The 18,207-nt window shown below is 65.4% G+C and carries 20 protein-coding genes; 12 read left to right on the forward strand and 8 right to left on the reverse strand.

Going from position 1 to position 18,207, the window contains the following annotated elements; translation table 11 throughout:
* Window positions 1-22 precede the first annotated feature (22 nt).
* Window positions 23-1,369 (forward strand): ATP-binding protein, encoded by a 1,347-nt coding sequence (locus AC1DW9_RS01625; protein WP_441489652.1) that lies wholly within the window; start codon window positions 23-25, stop codon window positions 1,367-1,369.
* Between the two features lie 73 nt (window positions 1,370-1,442).
* On the opposite strand, the gene AC1DW9_RS01630 is transcribed toward AC1DW9_RS01625, so the two are convergent.
* On the reverse strand, window positions 1,443-2,351 hold the full coding sequence (locus AC1DW9_RS01630; protein ID WP_476769485.1) for a LysR family transcriptional regulator: 909 nt from the start codon (window positions 2,349-2,351) through the stop codon (window positions 1,443-1,445).
* A gap of 99 nt (window positions 2,352-2,450) precedes the next feature.
* On the opposite strand from AC1DW9_RS01630, the gene AC1DW9_RS01635 reads away from it, so the two are divergent.
* Together AC1DW9_RS01635 and AC1DW9_RS01640 are read left to right on the forward strand one after the other, a co-directional pair.
* Window positions 2,451-3,074 carry a glutathione S-transferase gene (locus AC1DW9_RS01635; RefSeq protein ID WP_476775202.1) on the forward strand — a complete coding sequence of 208 codons (624 nt, stop codon included), beginning with the start codon at window positions 2,451-2,453 and terminating at the stop codon, window positions 3,072-3,074.
* A 6-nt stretch (window positions 3,075-3,080) separates the two neighbouring features.
* Window positions 3,081-4,013 carry a pyridoxamine 5'-phosphate oxidase family protein gene (locus AC1DW9_RS01640; RefSeq protein ID WP_476775203.1) on the forward strand — a complete coding sequence of 311 codons (933 nt, stop codon included), beginning with the start codon at window positions 3,081-3,083 and terminating at the stop codon, window positions 4,011-4,013.
* A gap of 7 nt (window positions 4,014-4,020) precedes the next feature.
* On the opposite strand, the gene AC1DW9_RS01645 is transcribed toward AC1DW9_RS01640, so the two are convergent.
* The 6 genes from AC1DW9_RS01645 to AC1DW9_RS01670 form a co-directional block, all read right to left on the reverse strand.
* Window positions 4,021-4,380, reverse strand: coding sequence for a tRNA-binding protein (locus AC1DW9_RS01645; RefSeq protein WP_441505188.1), 360 nt, complete (start codon window positions 4,378-4,380; stop codon window positions 4,021-4,023).
* Window positions 4,377-6,356 (reverse strand): methyl-accepting chemotaxis protein, encoded by a 1,980-nt coding sequence (locus tag AC1DW9_RS01650; RefSeq protein WP_476775204.1) that lies wholly within the window; start codon window positions 6,354-6,356, stop codon window positions 4,377-4,379. Before AC1DW9_RS01650 ends, AC1DW9_RS01645 begins: the two co-directional genes overlap by 4 nt.
* A 104-nt stretch (window positions 6,357-6,460) precedes the next feature.
* On the reverse strand, window positions 6,461-7,132 hold the full coding sequence (locus tag AC1DW9_RS01655) for a TetR/AcrR family transcriptional regulator (RefSeq protein ID WP_441505186.1): 672 nt from the start codon (window positions 7,130-7,132) through the stop codon (window positions 6,461-6,463).
* Window positions 7,133-7,276: 144 nt separating this feature from the next.
* Complete coding sequence (proC, locus tag AC1DW9_RS01660; protein ID WP_476775205.1) at window positions 7,277-8,098, reverse strand: pyrroline-5-carboxylate reductase; 822 nt, start codon at window positions 8,096-8,098, stop codon at window positions 7,277-7,279.
* Window positions 8,099-8,213: 115 nt separating this feature from the next.
* Window positions 8,214-8,720: a type III secretion system chaperone family protein gene (locus AC1DW9_RS01665; protein WP_043232643.1), complete on the reverse strand. Its 507-nt coding sequence runs from the start codon at window positions 8,718-8,720 to the stop codon at window positions 8,214-8,216.
* A 283-nt stretch (window positions 8,721-9,003) separates the two neighbouring features.
* The gene (locus tag AC1DW9_RS01670; RefSeq protein WP_441489504.1) at window positions 9,004-9,258 is read right to left on the reverse strand and encodes an accessory factor UbiK family protein; all 255 of its coding nucleotides are present in this window, start codon (window positions 9,256-9,258) and stop codon (window positions 9,004-9,006) included.
* A 160-nt stretch (window positions 9,259-9,418) separates the two neighbouring features.
* On the opposite strand from AC1DW9_RS01670, the gene AC1DW9_RS01675 reads away from it, so the two are divergent.
* The 7 genes from AC1DW9_RS01675 to pth all read left to right on the forward strand — a co-directional run bounded on the left by AC1DW9_RS01675 (window position 9,419) and on the right by pth (window position 15,110).
* Window positions 9,419-10,570, forward strand: a complete 1,152-nt coding sequence (locus AC1DW9_RS01675; protein ID WP_476775253.1) for a M24 family metallopeptidase — start codon at window positions 9,419-9,421, stop codon at window positions 10,568-10,570.
* A gap of 60 nt (window positions 10,571-10,630) precedes the next feature.
* A complete protein-coding gene (locus AC1DW9_RS01680; protein WP_441505183.1) occupies window positions 10,631-11,191 on the forward strand; it encodes a hypothetical protein in 561 nt (186 codons plus the stop codon).
* A gap of 157 nt (window positions 11,192-11,348) precedes the next feature.
* Window positions 11,349-12,293 (forward strand): ribose-phosphate pyrophosphokinase, encoded by a 945-nt coding sequence (locus AC1DW9_RS01685; protein WP_069882563.1) that lies wholly within the window; start codon window positions 11,349-11,351, stop codon window positions 12,291-12,293.
* Between the two features lie 13 nt (window positions 12,294-12,306).
* Window positions 12,307-13,050, forward strand: a complete 744-nt coding sequence (gene queC, locus AC1DW9_RS01690) for a 7-cyano-7-deazaguanine synthase QueC (protein ID WP_441505182.1) — start codon at window positions 12,307-12,309, stop codon at window positions 13,048-13,050.
* On the forward strand, window positions 13,040-13,603 hold the full coding sequence (locus tag AC1DW9_RS01695; protein ID WP_441489508.1) for a VUT family protein: 564 nt from the start codon (window positions 13,040-13,042) through the stop codon (window positions 13,601-13,603). The genes queC and AC1DW9_RS01695 overlap by 11 nt, the downstream gene beginning before the upstream one ends.
* Window positions 13,604-13,754: 151 nt before the next feature.
* A complete protein-coding gene (locus AC1DW9_RS01700) occupies window positions 13,755-14,375 on the forward strand; it encodes a 50S ribosomal protein L25/general stress protein Ctc (RefSeq protein ID WP_441505181.1) in 621 nt (206 codons plus the stop codon).
* A gap of 120 nt (window positions 14,376-14,495) precedes the next feature.
* Window positions 14,496-15,110, forward strand: coding sequence for an aminoacyl-tRNA hydrolase (gene pth, locus AC1DW9_RS01705; RefSeq protein WP_476775206.1), 615 nt, complete (start codon window positions 14,496-14,498; stop codon window positions 15,108-15,110).
* 105 nt (window positions 15,111-15,215) lie between these two features.
* Here pth and AC1DW9_RS01710 read toward each other — a convergent pair whose 3' ends face one another.
* A complete protein-coding gene (locus tag AC1DW9_RS01710) occupies window positions 15,216-15,821 on the reverse strand; it encodes a DUF5666 domain-containing protein (RefSeq protein ID WP_476775207.1) in 606 nt (201 codons plus the stop codon).
* Between the two features lie 213 nt (window positions 15,822-16,034).
* Between AC1DW9_RS01710 and ychF the strand changes: the two genes are divergently transcribed.
* Entirely contained in the window at window positions 16,035-17,132 is a 1,098-nt protein-coding gene (gene ychF / locus AC1DW9_RS01715) for a redox-regulated ATPase YchF (RefSeq protein WP_113510844.1), read from the forward strand.
* Between the two features lie 19 nt (window positions 17,133-17,151).
* Window positions 17,152-18,162, forward strand: a complete 1,011-nt coding sequence (locus AC1DW9_RS01720) for a MaoC family dehydratase (RefSeq protein ID WP_476775208.1) — start codon at window positions 17,152-17,154, stop codon at window positions 18,160-18,162.
* The last annotated feature ends 45 nt before the right edge of the window (window positions 18,163-18,207 follow it).

The following is an 18,207-nucleotide window of genomic DNA, read 5'->3' on the forward strand; positions in this document are numbered from 1 at the left end:
TGTGCGGGTCGGGCTCGCACGCATGCTCAGGCCCGTGCTCAAGCTCGGCGGCCGGCCGCTGCGGATGATCGGTCGCTACATGCCGAAGGGCCTCTATCCGCGCGCCCTCGTCATCGTCATTGCGCCGGTCGTGCTGCTGCAGTCGGTCATCGCCTATGTCTTCATGGAGCGGCACTGGCAGACGGTGACGCAACGCCTGTCCTCGGCCGTCTCGGCCGACATCGCGGCGCTGATTGACGTCTATGAGAGCTATCCGCAGGATGCGCAGGCAAGCGTGCTCAGTCGCATCGCACTGGAGCGCCTCGGCCTGGATGTCGACATCATCCCGGACGCCGATCTGCCGCCACCGGGCCCCCGCCCGTTCTTCTCGCTGCTCGACAGTGCGCTCTCGACGGAACTGAGCCAGCAGGTCGCACGGCCCTTCTGGCTCGATACGGTCGGCCGCTCCAGCCTGATCGAGATCAGGGTGAAGCTCGGGCCGAACGTGATGCGGGTACTGACGCGGCGCAGTCAGGCCTATGCCTCGAACAGCCATATCTTCCTGATCTGGATGATCGGCACATCGCTGATCCTGCTGACCATCGCCGTGCTGTTCCTGCGTAACCAGATCAGGCCGATCCTGCGCCTGGCCGACGCTGCGGAGGCATTTGGCAAGGGACGCGACTCCGATTTCCGGCCGCGCGGCGCGCGCGAGGTCCGGCGTGCCGGCAACGCCTTCATAGAAATGAAGCGCCGCGTGGAACGCTCGGTCGGCGAGCGCACGACCATGCTCAACGGCGTCAGCCACGACCTGCGCACGATCCTGACTCGCTTCAAGCTTTCACTCGCACTTCTCGAACGCTCCTCGGAGATCGACGCGCTGGAGAAGGATGTCGACGAGATGAGCCGTATGCTCGAGGACTATCTCGCCTTCGCCCGCGGCGACGTCGGCGAGGCTGCGGTCGAGACCGATATCCGCGCCCTTCTGGAAGATCTGAAGGTCAATGCCGAACGGCAAGGCCATCAGACCGAGCTCGAAGTCGTCGGCGACCCGCTGGTCGTGATTCGACCGGACGCGATCCGCCGCCTGCTGACGAATCTCGTCTCCAACGCAGCGCGCTTCGGCGATCGCATCGCCATTCGTGCTACCCACGACGCCCGCTATCTGATCGTGATGATCGACGATGACGGCCCAGGCATCCCCGCCGGCTTGCGGGAGGATGTTTTCCGTCCGTTCTTCCGGCTGGATGAGGCCCGCAATGTCGACAGCGGCGGCACAGGCCTCGGTCTTGCCATTGCCCGAGACATCGCCCGGGCCCATGGCGGCGACATCATCCTGGCGGACTCGCCGCTGGGCGGCCTGCGCGCCACCGTCCGACTTCCGGTCTGATCTGCGCGACATCACGCCCCGCGGACCCGCGGGGAAGCGCTGTCGTCTCGGCCATCGCGGGCTTTGCTGGACCTCACGACACGCCTTCGGGCCGGATCGCGCCGAGGCGCTGGAAATACGCGGCCGCCTGATCAAGGAAGGCCCTTACCTTCGCCGCCAGATGCTGCCCGCTCGGAACAACGAGATGCACAGGCAGCGGGGCCGGCTCGAAATCGCGCAGCAGCCGCACCAATGTTCCCGCGGCAATGTCGTCTGCCACCTGGTAGGACAGCGGCCGTGCCAGCCCGCGACCGGCGCGGGCCGCAATCAGGCCCGATTCAATCTCGTTGACGATGAACCGGGGCGCGACGGCCACGCTCGACCCGCGTGCCGATCCGCCAAAACGCCAGAGCATGCCCTGCCCTGCTGCCACGCTGGCAATGGTGTCATGCTGCAGCAGGTCCGAGGGGCGCGACGGCATGCCACGGCTTGCGAGATAGGATGGAGCCGCGACCAGGAGGCGTCTGACCTCGCCGACTTTGCGTATGACCAGCCGCGAATCCGGCAATGGACCGATCCGGATTGCGACGTCGAGCCCTTCATCGATCATGTCGAGATTGCGGTCGGCCAGAACGAGCTCGACCTGTACCTCGGGATGCAGGTCCAGGAACTCCGTCACCAAGGGCGTGACATGGCGCCGGCCGAAGGCCAACGGGGCAGTGACGCGCAGCAGGCCACGAACCGGGGCCGCGGAGACACCCGACATCGACGCCTCGTAGTCGGCCAGCATCCGCCTCGCGGAGGTCGCGAGCGCACGCCCGGCATCCGTCGGAGTGAGTTGGCGCGTGGTACGGGCAATCAAGCGTGCGCCGACGCGTTCCTCGAGCCCGGCAAGAGCCCGCGTCACCGCCGGGCGCGAACGGCGCAGCTGCCGGCCCGCACCCGCGAGGCTGCCGGTATCAAGGATGGCGACGAAGATCGCCAATTCGTCGAGGCGGTCCAATCAATGTTCCTATCCATGGAATTCTGACTTTCAAAGATAGCGTGTTTCGCTCAGGAACTGAAACAAACAGACTGCGACCTCATCTCGGGAGGTCACCCCATGTCACAAACCGGCATCACCCTTCACAGCACGCCGCTCTCTGGCCATGGCCATCGCGTCGAGCTGCTGCTGCTGGCTCTCGGACTCGATTATCGCTTCGCTTCGGCTCCGGCTGATGTGCGCAGGAGCGAAGCCTTTCTCGCGCTCAATCCGCTCGGCCAGATCCCGGTGCTTCAGGACGGGGCGCTGACGCTGGCCGACAGCAACGCGATCATGGTCTATCTGGTGAAGCGCTATGCTCCGGACAGCGCCTGGCTGCCAAGCGAGCCGCTCGCCGCGGCCCAGGTCCAGCGCTGGCTCTCGATCGCCGCCGGAGAGGTCATGCATGGTCCCTCGACTGCGCGATTGATCACCCAGTTTGGACTGAAGGACGATTCCGCCCGCGCCGAACAGATCTCCTCGCGGCTGCTCACCTTCATGGAAAGTCACCTGGCGGAGCGCGCCTTCCTCGCGGCGGAACAGCCGACACTGGCCGACCTTGCCTGCTATTCATATGTGGCGCACGCTCCGGAAGGCGGCATCTCGCTCGAGCCCTACCCGGCAGTGAGAGCCTGGACCGCGCGGATCGAGGCTCTGCCCTTCTTCAAGCCGATTCCGCCCTCCCCGCTTCCCGCCAAGGGATGATGCGCCATGGACGTGTCCCCCTTCCATCGAGGTGAACGCGAAGCGCAGGCCCGCGCAGGCCAGTTCTCGCGCGGAGCCGGCATCCGCAGCCTCATGCCGGATCAGCACAGGACCTTCTTCCCGCTCCTGCCCTATCTCTTCATCGGCGGGCTCGGTCGCGATGGCTGGCCGATCGCAACCGTGCTGAGCGGAGAAGCCGGCTTCGTGCAAAGCCCCGCACCAACCCGCCTGCGCATCGCTGCGCTGCCCTCGGCAGCCGATCCGGCGGCCGCAGCGCTGGAAACGGACCGTCCCGTCGGTCTGCTTGGCCTCGACTTCACGACGAGGCGACGTAACCGCGCCAACGGCATCATTGCCGCACGCGATCCCGACGGTCTGTCGTTCGAGGTCTCACAGAGCTTCGGGAACTGTGCGAAGTACATCCAGACCCGCGTCCCGACAGCTATTGCCCGCTCGCCGGAGGTGGCGGAGCCACTGACCCGTTTGGACGCGGCTGCCCGGACCGTGATCGGAGCCGTGGATACCCTGTTCATCGCCAGTTCGTCCGGGCCGCAGGGCGGATCAGCCACGAGTGTCGACATTTCGCATCGCGGCGGCCGGCCGGGCTTTGTCCGGATCGACGGCGACGTCCTGACGATCCCGGATTTCACCGGCAACAGCTACTTCAACACACTCGGCAATCTGCTGCTGGAGCCGCGCGCCGCGCTGCTCATTCCCGACTTCGCGATGGGCGACATCATTCAGCTTCAGGGCGAAACGGAGATCGTCTGGAGCGGCCCGGAGCTCGGAACCTTAAGCGGCTCGCAGCGGCTCTGGCGCTTTCGCATCGCACGCGCCTGGCGGCGCAAGCGCGCACTGCCCTTCAACTGGTCGGCAGCCGAACCGGCGCCGACCACACTGGAAACCGGGACGTGGCAGCGAGACCGATCCGCTGCCTGAGCCCTCGTCAGAAGAGCCGGCCACCATTAGGGACAGCGAGGCTGGGCCCGATCAGCACCACCTCGCCGTTACCGTCAGGCATGCCGAGCGTCAGGACCTCTGACATGAATTTTCCGATCTGGCGCGGCGGGAAATTGACCACCGCGAGGACCTGCCGGCCCGGAAGATCCTCGCAGCGATAGTGCGTGGTGATCTGCGCCGACGATTTCTTGAGACCAATCTCACCGCCGAAATCGATCACCAGCTTGAACGCCGGCTTGCGTGCCTCGGGATAGGGCAGTGCCTCGACGATGGTGCCGACACGAATGTCGACCTTGAGGAAATCGTCGAAGCTGATCGTCTCCGGCGGTTCGGACGTCGTACTCAAAATTCCTCCCAGGCGCGATCATGTGCGCTCGGCTCGAGTTTGCGGACGGGCGCCGCCCTGTGCTGGGCGGCAGGCTTGCGGCTCGGGGCGGCTGCGCGAGGAGCGGGCGGGACGACGCTCGCCATCTTGCGTGCCATATCCTGCAAGCCGGCAACGTCTCCGCCAAGCCTGAAGCGCGCGACCTGAGCCGCGAGGCGATCAGCCTCCTGCGACAGCGCATGCGCCGCGGCCGTCGACTCTTCCGCCATGGCGGCATTCTGCTGCGTCGCCTGGTCCATCTCGTTGACGGCGCTGTTGACCTCCTGGAGTCCAGCAGCCTGCTCCTGGGCTGCCGACGCAATCTCGGCAACCAGCGCGGTGACGCGGGTGATCTCGCCGGCCATCCGCTGCAGGGCATTGCCGGTCTGGCCGACCAGTGCGACGCCCTTGTCGACCTCGACGGTCGAAGCGGTGATCAGTCCCTTGATCTCCTTGGCCGCTTCGGCAGAACGCTGCGCCAGTGCCCGGACCTCGGACGCGACGACGGCAAAACCCTTGCCGGCATCGCCCGCGCGCGCCGCCTCGACGCTGGCATTCAGTGCCAGCAGATTGGTCTGGAAGGCAATCTCGTCGATGACACCCACGATCTGCGAGATCTCGTCCGCAGACTTCTCGATGCCGCCCATGGCCGACACTGCGTCGCGCACGATCTGGGTCGACTGCTCGGCCTCCGTCTTGACCTGAGTGGTCGCCTGGCTTGCGAGGCGCGCACTTTCGGCGGTCTGCCGTACGGTGGCGGTGAGTTCGTCGAGCGCGGTTGCCGTCTCCTCCACCGATGAGGCCTGCTGCTCGGTCCGGCTGGCGAGGTCATCGGCCGCCTGGCTGATCTCGCCCGAGCCTGCCTTCATGCTTTCGGTGTTGGTCGCAATCTGGCGCATCGTCTCCTGCAGCCGGGCGATCGCGCCATTGAAGTCGTCCTTGAGCTTGACGTAGTCGGCGGCAAAGACATCCGCGATCCGGTAGGTCAGGTCCCCCTCGGCGAGATGTTCAAGACCCGCCCCGAGCGCACGGACAACCGTTTCCTGCTGGGCGGAACTCTGGGCCCGCTCGGTTTCGTTGCGGCGACGATCCAGGTCGGCGGCATCGCGATGCGCGCTCGCCTGCGCCTCGACGCGCTGCTTGTCGGCCTCGATCTCCTCCTTCGCCAGAGCCGCATCGCGGAAGACGACGAGAGCACGCGCCATGCTGCCGATCTCGTCTCCACGCTCCTGATGCGCGATCGGGTTTTGCAGATTGCCGGTCGCAAGTTCGTTCATCGTATCCGCGAGCGAGGTCAGCATGCTCGACGAGCGGCGGCTCAGGAACACGACCAGACCAAGCATGAGCAGACCAAGCGGAACCAGGACCTTGGCCACGTCGAGCATCATGCCACGGAAGGCCGCGTCGACATCGTCGACATGCAGCCCGGAACCGACGACCCAGTTCCATTTCGGAACGGAGACGACATAGGAAATCTTGAGAGAAGGCTCCTTGTCGCCCGTCCTCAGCCAGAAATAGTCAAGAAATCCGGTGCCCTTTGCCTTGGCGAGTTCGACCATCTCCTTGACGAAGAACTTTCCGGTCGCATCCTTCAACGGCATCATGTCCGTCGTCTCGATCTTCTTATTGGCATGCAGAACGCTGATGCCGTCGAAATTGACGACGAAATAGTAGTTTCCGTTGTCGAAGCGCGCTGCGGAAATGGCATCGAGCGCCATCTTCTTCGCCTCGGCTTCCTTCAGTTCACCCTTATCAGCCCGCGCCAGATAGCTGTTGACCGTCGATGCAGCCGCCTCGACGGCGTTCTTCATCTCGGCGCGCTTGAGGGCGATCATCTCGCTGCGGGCCTGGACGAGCGTGAAGCTCACCCCACCGATGGCGAGGACGGCCGCGAGAATGGCGATGAGGCCGAACGAACGGCCGATGGACAAGGCAGCAAGCTTCTTCAGAAACGGCATCGAGTAAGCCTCGCGAGGTGTGATTCTTCACACTCCCCGGGCAACAACTAAGGCCTTGTTAATTCTGCCCCGTTTTCGCCTCATTTTGCTGGCGCGCGGCGATGCTAGATGGCCGGAGCGAAATCCTCGTTATCCTCGCCCCGGCGGCCATCCTCGCCACGCTCCCGGCGGCGAACCCGCGGACGGGCTCCGCAGAAGGCACGGGCGAGTCCGCGCAACGGAGCCGTGAGCCGATGGATATCCTCGGCCCGCGACATCACCCAGCTCGCAGTCTTCAGTTCGCGATCGAGACGGGCCATGGTCCGGGAGAGTTCGGGCTCGTCATCGTCGAGCCAGACATCGGCGACACGTGCCATCAGCAGCACCGCGCCCTGCACGCGCACCCCTCCCAGCGCGTCCTCCGTCGGGATCCCCGCCGAGGCGAGCATGTAGCGCCAGGAATTGACCGCACCGCGATTGAGAGCCGCGAGAGCCAGGGGATCGCGCCGCAGCGCCGGCATCACGCGCCGCAGGCCGGCCTTGTAAGGGGCAAGAGCATCGAGGCGGCGCATGACCAGGTCGAACATCCGCTCGCGGTAGGATTCGTCTGCGAGGTCATCGGACTGGCCGGCGAGCACCGCATCGTCGACGATACGGGTCAGCCCGCCGAGAATGGCGAGCTTGGACGGAAACAGGTTGCGCAATGTCGCAAGCGAGACGCCGGCCTCGCCAGCGATATCGCCAAGCTCGATCTCGTCCCACGGCCGCGCGGCCGCAAGATTGAAAAGCGCGTCCACCACCGCCTTCCGCGAGTCGGCGGGCGGCGCGCCTGCAGCAGGCTTTTCAGCTTTGGGGGAAGCAGGTTTGCGGGCCATCGGACCTCTCCATTCGCAAAGCGATGACGGAAAGGTAGGTCTGGATCACGGCCGAGGAAAGGCCGTTCAGCCGGAAAGCTCTTCGGCGCGACGTTTCGCGGCAGCCACGGCGCGGCGCATCAGCGGCGCAAGTCCGTTATCGGCCATCAGCACTTCGAGTGCTGCCGCCGTCGTTCCGGCAGGCGAGGTCACGTTCTGGCGCAAGGTCGCCGGCGACAGCGGCGATTGATAGAGCATCTCCCCTGCTCCTTCGATGGTGCCCCGCGCCAGGCGCTCGGCCGTCTCGGCCGGAAGTCCCGCTGCGACGCCAGCCGCCGCCAGGCACTCGACGAGATGGAAGACATAGGCGGGACCGGAGCCCGAAACGGCCGTGACCGCGTCGATCAGATCTTCGGTCGCGAGCCATTCGACCTTTCCGATGCTGCCGAGCAGCGCATCCGCCATCGCCCGTTGATCAGCACTGACGCCCCGTCCGGCGGCAGCCGCAGTGACGCCGCGCTGTACGGAAGCCGGCAGGTTCGGCATCGCGCGAATGATCGCCGTGGCATTGGGCAGGCGCGCCGAGAGATCGCCGAGCGTCTTGCCGGCCAGAATGGAAATCAGCAGGGTCTGCGGCTGGATGAACGCCTGGACCGAGGGCGCTGCCGTATCGAGCATCTGCGGCTTTGTCGCGAGCACGAGAACCTCGGTCGGCGGCACCGCGCGCGGCTCAGGGTTGAGGGCTATGCCCTTCTCGGCCGCCAGCGTCGCGATCTCGTCCGAGGGTTTGGGGTCGATCAGCGTGATCCCGGTCGGATCCATGCCGATGCGCAGCCAGCCCTCGAGCATGGCGCCTCCCATCTTGCCCGCACCAATGAGGACAAGGGTTTGCGGCAAGGAACGGGACATGGAGGCCTCACGAGGAACGATATGTGACGTCTTGCGCAGCCCGGAACCGGGCATCGCACGACCAGAAGCGGCAACGGATGTCCGGGTCAAGCCCGGGCATGACGAAACCAGGGTCTCAGGCTTCCCCGACGGTTTCGAGCATCGCCCCCTCGAGCCCCTCACGCGCGCTCTTGCCGGCCCAGACCACGAAGTGGAAGGCCTGGAAATAGCGCTCGCAGGCGTCGATCGCCGATTTGATCAGGGCGGCGGCCTGCTCGTCGGTCGGCTCCGCACCGCCCGAAAGCAGGAGCGCGTGGCGGTACATCACCACGTTCTCCGAGCTCCAGAGGTCGAAATGGCCGAGCCAGAGCTGCTCGTTGACGAGGCTGACAAGTTGCAACACCTCGCCGCGCCGCCGCTCCGGCACCTTGAGATCGAAGGCACAGGCGATGTGGAGCGCCTCCACTTCGGAGAGCCAGGTGATCGCGACATGATAGTCCGACCAGCCTCCGGTGACGGAGACGGAGAGCTCGTCATCGCTGTCGCGGTCGAACGTCCAGTTATTGAGTGCGGCGAGGCGCTCGATCAGGTCGAGAGGATTGGCAGGCCGTTCGGCTTCTGCGTCCAGGTCAAGGTCCATCATGCCCAGGGTCCAACTGCCAGCTCCCCGCGGGAATGCGGGTCCAGCTCGTTCGAGAACGGGAACACGGCGACGGGGAAGCGCGGGACGCAACAAGACTGCGGAAGCCGCTACATGGCCTCCTGACCGCCAAACGCACCCCAAGTGGATACGATCGGCGAATCACCTCTCCTTCGACGATAGCGCAGGCGCGACGACGCTCCCAACACCTGATGCAGGCTCGGCGGATTCGGGGGTTGGGCTCAATCCCTGCCGGCTGCTGTCCACAGCCGGAACACGGGCCGGCTCAGCCCTTGTCGCGCCCAGCCTCGAGTGCAGCCAGCCGTGCGGCGAGCTTGTCATTCTCTTCACGGGCCAGAACCGCCATCTCGCGCACGGCTTCGAACTCCTCGCGTGTCACGACGTCCATCTCGCGCAGGAGGCGGTCGATCTGCGTGCGGGCGACCGTCTCGACCTCACGGCGCACACCCTGGGCGGCTCCCGCGGCGTCGGTGACCAGACGAGCGAGATCGTCGAGTATACGGTTCGAGGTCGTGGCCATCATCAATCTCCAGGGCCGGATGCCGGCGCTCCATAGCACGCCTGATATGGGCGACGAAGGCCTCGCCCGCAATCGCAGCGGCACATCGTCCACGTCCTTTGAGCCCGAGCGAGCCCGGCCTAAACATGAGGACCACGTCAGCACGGGGGATTCGCGAGCCATGGCCCTGCACTTCTCTCCCGCCGAATTCGCACGCCGGCGCGATGCCCTGCTCTTAGCCATGCAAGCCGATCGGCTCGATGCGCTCTTCCTGTTCCAGCAGGAATCGATGTTCTGGCTGACCGGGTATGACACCTTCGGCTTCTGCTTCTTCCAGTGCCTGGTGGTGAAGGCCGATGGCAGCATGGCGTTGCTGACCCGCTCTGCCGATTTGCGCCAGGCCGAGCACACCTCGAATCTGGCCGATATCCGCATCTGGAAGGATGGCCGCGACGCGAATCCTGCGCGTGACCTGCTCATGCTGGCACAGGATCTCGGCCTGGCCGGCAAGCGCATCGGCGTGGAGTTTGAATCCTACGGCCTTGTCGCGGCAAACGGCCGCAAGCTGGAAGCAGCCTTCACGGATATCAGCGTTCTCGTCGATAGCTCGACGATCGTGACACGGCTGCGCGCCGTGAAATCGGCGGCAGAGATTGCCTGTGTCCGGCGCGCGGCCGCTCTCTCGGACGCCGCCGACAGGGCGGCGCTCGACCTGATCCGGGCCGGCGCCGACGAGGGCGAGATCCTGGCCGCACAGCACAATGCGATCTTCGCGGGTGGCGGCGACTATCCGGCCAACGAGTTCATCATCGGCTCCGGCCGCGACGCCCTGCTTTGCCGCTACAAGTCGGGCCGCCGGACGCTCGACGCGCAGGATCAGATCACGCTCGAATTCGCGGGCGTCGACAGACACTACCATGCTGCGATCATGCGAACCGTCGTGGTCGGGGAGCCCCGCCCGCTGCATATCAGCTATCATGAAGCCGCCAAGGCGGCGCTCCTCGCCTGCGAGGCTGAACTGAAGCCGGGGCGGACTGCAGGCGATGTCTTCTCCGCCCATGCCCGGGTCTTCGACGAACACGGTCTTTCCAGCCACCGACTCAATGCCTGCGGGTACTCGCTTGGCGCAAAGTTCACGCCGAGCTGGATGGACTGGCCGATGTTCTACGAGAGCAGCGACTGGCCGATCGTTCCGGGCATGGTGATGTTCGCCCATATGATTCTGATGGATTCGGCGAGCGAGACCGCGATGTGCCTCGGCCGCACCTATCTCGTCGGCGATAAAGGCGCAGAAAACCTGAACTTGCCCGATCTGGACCTCGCGATCCGTTGACCCTACAAGAGTCACGCAGGGAATCCTCAGCAAACCCGTACGCAAAAAGCGGGAGGCGTCATGTTTAGTCGTTTAAGTGGCCCCGTTCTGGGGCCAGCTCTCGCGCTTGCGCTCGCAGGCTGCCAGGAAACCACCAGCACGGCCGCGCGTCCGCGCGTCGATGCGCCCGGCGTCCCGGTCTCGGTCCAGAGCATCTCCGGTGCGCCCGACCAGGTCACCACGAATTTTGCGAGCCTGCTCGGCGAGGCGGCGGCGGAACGCAAGATGGAGATCGTCGCCGGCAACGCACCCGCGCGCTTCCGGGTTCGCGGCTATTTGACCGCCCAGCCGACAGAGGACGGCCAGACTGCGCTGGCCTTCGTCTGGGACGTCTATGACGAGAGCAAGAAGCGCGCCCAGCGCGTGCAGGGCGAGAGCCTCGGCAGGCGCGGCGGCGGCGGCGATCCCTGGTCGAGCATCGACCAGACCATCGTCGCCAAGGCAGCATCGGATTCGATGGACGCGATCGCGAGTTTCCTCGTGACCGCTCCGGTGCCGGACAAACCTGCCGCGGACGGCGCCAAGGATAAGGACAAGGCGAAAACCAAGACGGCTGCTGCGACCAGCGGCAAGCGCTCCTGAGCGAGGCATCCCGCTGAACGCAGTGGGGTGAGGCGTGATTCGCGCACTGTTTTTGCAGTGCAGCGGTCGACTCATTGTCATGGCGCTGTTATGAGCGCTGCGAATTCAGCCGGTCTCACGACTCCCGCCCCCGCCAGTCCTCACGGTGCGCCACGGCATGCCCTCTTCGTTCAAAGTCGTCGCCGGAAACTCCAACCGGCCGCTCGCCGAAGCGATTTGTGCCTCCCTCGAAATTCCCCTTGCCAAGGCCCAGGTCCGGCGTTTCGCCGACATGGAGGTCTTCGTCGAGATCCAGGAGAATGTTCGCGGGCAGGACGTCTTCGTCATCCAATCGACCTCCTTCCCCACCAATGACCACCTGATGGAGCTGTTGATCATCACGGATGCCCTGCGCCGTTCCTCGGCACGGCGCATCACCGCGGTGATCCCCTATTTCGGCTATGCCCGGCAGGATCGCCGTGCCTCGGGCCGTACGCCGATCTCGGCCAAGCTCGTCGCCAATCTCATCACTCATGCCGGCGTCGACCGCGTTCTGACGCTCGATCTCCATGCCGGACAGATCCAGGGCTTCTTCGACATCCCGACCGACAACCTGTTCGGCGCGCCATTGATGGCCCGCGATATCAAGGAACGGCTCGACTACAAGAACGCCATGGTCGTTTCACCGGACGTCGGTGGCGTGGTCCGTGCCCGTGCACTGGCCAAGCGCATCGACGCTCCGCTCGCCATCGTCGACAAGCGCCGCGACCGGCCGGGCGAATCCGAGGTGATGAACATCATCGGCTCGGTCGAGGGCCGCTCCTGCATCCTGCTTGACGATATCGTCGATTCCGGCGGAACGCTCTGCAACGCCGCCGAAGCGCTGCTCGCGGAAGGCGCCAGGGAAGTCTACGCCTACATCACCCATGGCGTGCTGTCGGGCGGCGCAGTCGCACGCATCGCCAATTCCAAGCTCAAGGAGTTGGTGATCACCGATTCGATCATGCCGACCGAGGCAGTGAAGGTGGCGCGCAACATCCGCGTCATTTCCATTGCCAACCTGATGGGCGAGGCGATCGAGCGCACCGCGAGCGAATCGAGCGTCTCCAGCCTGTTCGACTGAACGGGATGGTATGATGACGGCTGCCACGACCGGCGAAGGCCGCGCACTCGTCCTGTTCTCGGGCGGGCAGGATTCGACCGTCACGCTCGCCTGGGCCCTTGCACGCTTCGGCTCGGTCGAAACAGTCGGCTTCGATTACGGCCAGCGCCACCGCGTCGAGCTGGAATGTCGGCTCGCGATTCGCGATAAGCTGCCCACCCTGGCCTCGGCCTATGCCGAGCGGCTCGGGCCGGACCACATCATCGACCTCGCCGCGCTCGGCACGATTTCCGAGACGGCGCTGACGCGAGAGAGCGAGATCGCCTTCGCCGATACCGGGTTGCCGACGACCTTCGTGCCGGGACGGAATCTGATTTTCCTGACCTTCGCCGCGGCGCTGGCCTATCGCCGTAACTGCAGGCACATCGTGCTTGGCGTCTGCGAGACCGATTATTCCGGCTATCCCGATTGCCGCGATGACACGATCAAGGCGATGCAGGTCGCTCTCAATCTCGGGCTCGATCGCCGCTTGGTGCTGCACACGCCGCTGATGTGGCGCGACAAGGCGCAGACCTTCGCGCTGGCCCGCGAGCTTGGCGGCGAGACGTTGCTCGATCTGGTGGTCGAGGACAGCCATAGCTGCTATCTCGGCAACCGGACGACACGCCATTCCTGGGGCTATGGCTGCGGAACCTGCCCCGCCTGCGAGCTGCGGGCGAAGGGCTATGCTGGCTTTCTCTGTTCACCGGACGACACTGGACCATCCTATGACTCCTGATCAGCAGCGCTGGACCGAAGGGCTGGTCGCCCTCGTCCTTTTCACGCTCACCATCCCCGCCGCGAACTGGATGCTCGGCAATGTCGGCACGGTCTGCGTGCCGAACGGTCCTTGCCTCGTGCCGGTCGCGCCGGGCATCAAGGCGCCGAGCGGCGTGCTGATGATTGGCCTCGCACTCGTGCTGCGCGACATCGTCCAGCGCCGCCTCGGTGCCAAGGTCGGGCTGGGCGCGATCTTCGTCGGCGCCGCGATCTCCGGCTTTCTTGCTCCGCCGGCGATCGTCGTCGCCTCGGTCGCGGCCTTCCTTCTGTCGGAGCTCGCGGACTTCGCCGTCTACACGCCGCTGCAGCGCCGCCGCTTCGTCACGGCCGTGATCGCATCCAGCCTTGTCGGCCTCGTCATCGACAGCATCGTCTTCCTCTGGCTCGCCTTCGGCAGCCTCGACTTCCTGTCGGGCCAGATCATCGGCAAGGCCTGGATGGTGCTGCTGGCGCTGCCGCTGATGCACCTGCTGCGCCGGCGTGACGAGCGGCTGGGACTGGTCGCCGCCTGAGCGGAAGCGCCCGTCCCCGGGTTGAGCTTTCCCGCTTTTTCGCCTATGAGCCTCCTCGCGCTCGACTGACACCCTTGGAGGCACGGGCGCGAGACCAAGACGGCCGCCATCGGGCGGCCGTGTCTTTATCAAGAAAACGAGGACCATCATCATGACCGCCGTGAAGCAAATCGAGGCTTCGGCGCGCACCCAGGTCGGCAAGGGGGCCGCCCGGGCAGTTCGTCGTCAAGGCCAGACTCCTGCCGTGATCTATGGTGCGGGCGAAGCCCCGCAGGCGATCGCGCTCAACGCCAACCAGACCCGCCTGATGATCTATGGCGGCCACTTCCTGACCACGATCTTCGAGATCAATGTCGGCGGCAAGAAGACGCGCGTCATTCCGCGCGACTACCAGCTCGACCCGGTCAAGGACTTCCCGATTCACGTCGACTTCCTGCGCGTCGCAGCCGGCCAGACCATCAAGGTCATGGTTCCGGTTCACGTCGTCGATCAGGAGGCCTGCCCGGGCCTGAAGTCCGGCGGCACCCTGCAGATCGTCGAGCACAACGTCGAAATCGACGTCGCGCCTGAGAACATCCCCGAGGCCCTCGACGTCTCCGTTGCTGGCCTGGGCGTTGGCACGTCTGTCCATGTCAACGACATCAAGCTGCCGGCAGGCGTCAGCCTGACCACCCGCGAGAACCTGACGCTGGTCACGATCCTGGCGCCGTCGGTGATCGAGGATGCTGCTGCCGAGGGCGCAGCCGAAGGCACCGAGGCCGCCAAGGCCTGAGGATGCCGCGCTTCGGCGCTGCCTTCGCGAGACCACTTGGACGGCCGGGTTTCCCGGCCGTCTTGCTTTGGAGGGAGGCACAGGACCACCAGCCCCTCCCGACTGCCGGAGTGACCTGCCATGCTGATCTTTGCCGGTCTCGGCAATCCCGGCGCGCGCTATGCCCGCAACCGCCACAATATCGGCTTCATGGCGGTCGAGACGATTGCCCGCACATACCAGGCCTCCCCCTGGCGCTCGCGCTTCCAGGGCGAGGCTTGCGAGGCGACAATCGGTAGCGAGAAGGTCATCCTGCTCAAGCCGCAAACCTACATGAACGAATCCGGCCGCGCTGTCGGCGAGGCGGCTCGCTTCTTCAAGATCGCCCCCGCCGACGTGATCGCTTTCCATGACGAACTCGATCTCGCTCCGGCCAAGCTGCGCGTGAAGCTCGGAGGCGGCAATGCCGGCCATAACGGGCTGCGTTCGATGACGGCCGCGATCGGCAACGACTACCGCCGCGTCCGCATGGGAATCGGCCATCCCGGCGACAAGGCCCTCGTCCATGCCTATGTGCTGAACGATTTCGGCAAGGCTGAGCAGCCCTGGGTCGAGGATCTCTGCACGGCCTGTGCCGATTACGCCACTCTGCTCGCCGCGGGCGATGATGCTGGCTTCCAGAACAAGGTACATCTCTTCATGGACGCGCGCGGCCATGCCGCGGTGAAGCGCCTCGGCGAGAAACCCGAGGACTAAAAGGCTCGTTCATCGGACCCGATCTCGTATCGGGTCCGATGAACGAGCCTTTCCGTGTTTGCATCGGCTTTCCCGAAAACCGCAATCCACTTTTCGGGCGATGGATCAGAGCGGCAACTGGGCGCCCTGTTTCGCGATCGTAACTCGGCTGGCAAGAAGACCGCCGCCGGGCTGGCGCGTCGCCGTGAACGCGACCTGCGCGCCCGGCGACAGCTCGGACGCTTCAGCGGGTGCGGCCATGATGATATTGGCCTCGGGCGTGATCGTTACCTTTTGCTCGCCGCCGGGATAGGTCAGGACGAGATTGGCGCCATCGACGCGCGAAACCGTCTCGGCCACGGTCGCATTGGTCATGGTGCTGTCTGGCAAGACGCCCCAGGCCCTGTGCCCTTCGCCCGTCCCGCGCATCGCCTCGGGAAAGATCAGGACCTGGACGGCGAGAAGCGTGCCGTCAGCCTGCGGCCGCGCACCGACGCCGACGAAGCTGCCCTTCTTGATGTCGTTTGGGCTGGCTTTGACCACCCCGCCAACCGAGTAGCCGGGGGCCAGGGCGACCGCGACGTCCTCGCCGCTGGGCGTCTTCACGGTCAGCGCCGAGCCTTCGAGCTTCTCGACCGTGCCACGCACCCGTGTCGCCGGCGCCTGAGCCTGCACGATACTGCTGGTCAGGACGAGAGCTGCGGCGAGGAGACTGGCAGAGTGCGCGCGCATGAAAGAGCTCCGTCGAAAGGACCGGCGCAGACAGGTCGCCGTCTCGCGAAGTCCTGCGCTCCTGCGCAGTGCCTCGCCATGCACGTTCGCGTGAGCCGTCCCTGGCCCCTGCCATCTTGTCTTTTGCCGCCCGGACCCCAATAAGGCCCTGGACATTCCAATCATCATCTCGCGACCGCCCCTTTGCGGCGGCGACGCAACGGACCAGCCATCATGGGTTTCAAATGCGGTATCGTCGGCCTGCCGAATGTCGGCAAGTCGACCCTGTTCAACGCACTGACGCAGACGGCTGCGGCACAGGCGGCGAACTATCCCTTCTGCACGATCGAGCCGAATGTCGGCGACGTCGCGGTACCCGATGACCGGCTGGAAAAGCTGGCCGCCATTGCCGGTTCGAAGGAGATCATCCCGACGCGCCTGACCTTCGTCGATATCGCCGGGCTCGTGCGCGGTGCTTCCAAGGGCGAAGGCCTCGGCAACCAGTTCCTCGCCAATATCCGCGAATGCGACGCCATCGCCCATGTCGTGCGCTGCTTCGAGGATGGGGACATCACCCATGTCGAGGGCAAGATCTCGCCGATCGACGATATCGAGACCATCGAGACCGAGTTGATGCTCGCCGATCTCGAGAGCCTCGAGAAGCGCGTGCAGCCGCTGGAGAAGAAGGCGAAGTCGGGCGACAAGGAGGCCAAGGAACTGGCCGACCTGATGAACCGCTGCCTCGTCCTGCTTCGCGACGGCAAGCCGGCACGCCTCGTCCAGGTCGCAGCCGAGGAACGCAAGGCCTTCGAGATGCTCGGCCTGCTTTCCTCCAAGCCGGTGCTCTATGTCTGCAATGTCGAGGAAGCCAGCGCCGACAAGGGCAATGGCTTCTCCGAAAAGGTGAAGGCCCGCGCTGCCGAGGAAGGCGCAGTCGCCGTCGTCGTCTCGGCCAAGATCGAGAGCGAGATCGCCGTCCTGCCGGCCGAAGAGCAGAAGGACTATCTCGACGCGGTCGGCCTCGCCGAGCCGGGTCTCAACCGCGTCATCCGCGCCGGCTATGCGCTCCTGAACCTCGTCACCTATTTCACCGTCGGCCCGAAGGAAGCCCGCGCCTGGACGATCGAGAACGGCACCAAGGGCCCCGCCGCCGCCGGCGTGATCCATACCGATTTCGAGAAGGGCTATATCCGGGCCGAAACCATCGCCTATGACGACTACATCGCCCACAAGGGCGAGAGTGGTGCGCGCGAAGCCGGCAAGTTCCGGCTCGAGGGCAAGGAATATGTCGTCGCCGATGGCGACGTGCTGCATTTCCGCTTCGCCAACTGAGCCGGACCGCGAGCGACCTATGCGCTATTTCGAGGACTTCGTCGTCGGAGAGGTGAAGCAGAGCGGCCGGGTCGCCGTCTCGCAGGACGACATCATCGCCTATGCCTCGCGCTACGATGCGCAGGATTTCCACACCGATCCGGCGGCCGCGAGACAGAGCTTCGTCGGCCAGCTCATCGCGTCCGGCTGGCATAGCTGCTCGCTGCTGATGCGGCTGCTCGCCGAGGACTTCGTCCTGGAGGCCGCCTCGATGGGGGCCCCCGGCATCGAAGAGGTCAAATGGCTTCGGCCCGTGCTGCCGGGGGATGTCCTCAGCGCACGGCGCAGCGTGATTGAAACCAAGGAATCGCGCTCACGCCCCGAGATGGGCCTGGTGAAGTTCCGGTTCGAGCTCCTGAACCAGCGCGACGAGCCGGTCCTCGAGCAGACCAACTGGATCATGTTCGGTCGCAAGGGCTCGGGCTTTGCTCAGCCCAGGGGCGACTGGCTGGCCCACCCGCCCCGCTACGTGCAGCCGGGAACGCTGAGCCTGCTCGAAATTCCCGCTGGCGAGACGCAACCGGCGCCCTTCTTCGAGGAAATCGAGATCGGCGAGAGCCATGAGCTCGGCAGCTTCGTCTTCACACCTGAGGAAATCGTCGCCTTCGCCCGCGCCTTCGATCCGCAGCCCTTCCACATGGACGATGTTGCGGCGCGCAGCGGTTCCTTCGGGCGTCTCGCCGCCTCGGGCTGGCATACGGCCTCGGTCTGGATGGCAACGATGGTCGCTCACCGCAAACGCCAGCTCGCGGCCACGCCCGGACAGGCGCCACGCCTCGGCCCCTCCCCCGGCTTCAAGAATCTGCGCTGGTCCAGACCGGTCTTTGTCGGCGACAGGATCACCTATAGCTCGACTGTCATTCAAACCCGCGCCAGCGCCAGCCGCCCGCAATGGGGCCTGTTCTTCCATCGCAATGCCGGTGTGAACCAGCATGGAGAGGAGGTCTTCAGCTTCGAGGGCTGCGTCTTCATCGAGCGCAGACCGGCCTGATCTGCGGCGCGATCTGAAGCGTCCCAAGCGACATGACCGGGCCAA

It is taken from the genome of Allobosea sp. P4_E12 (assembly GCF_056401655.1).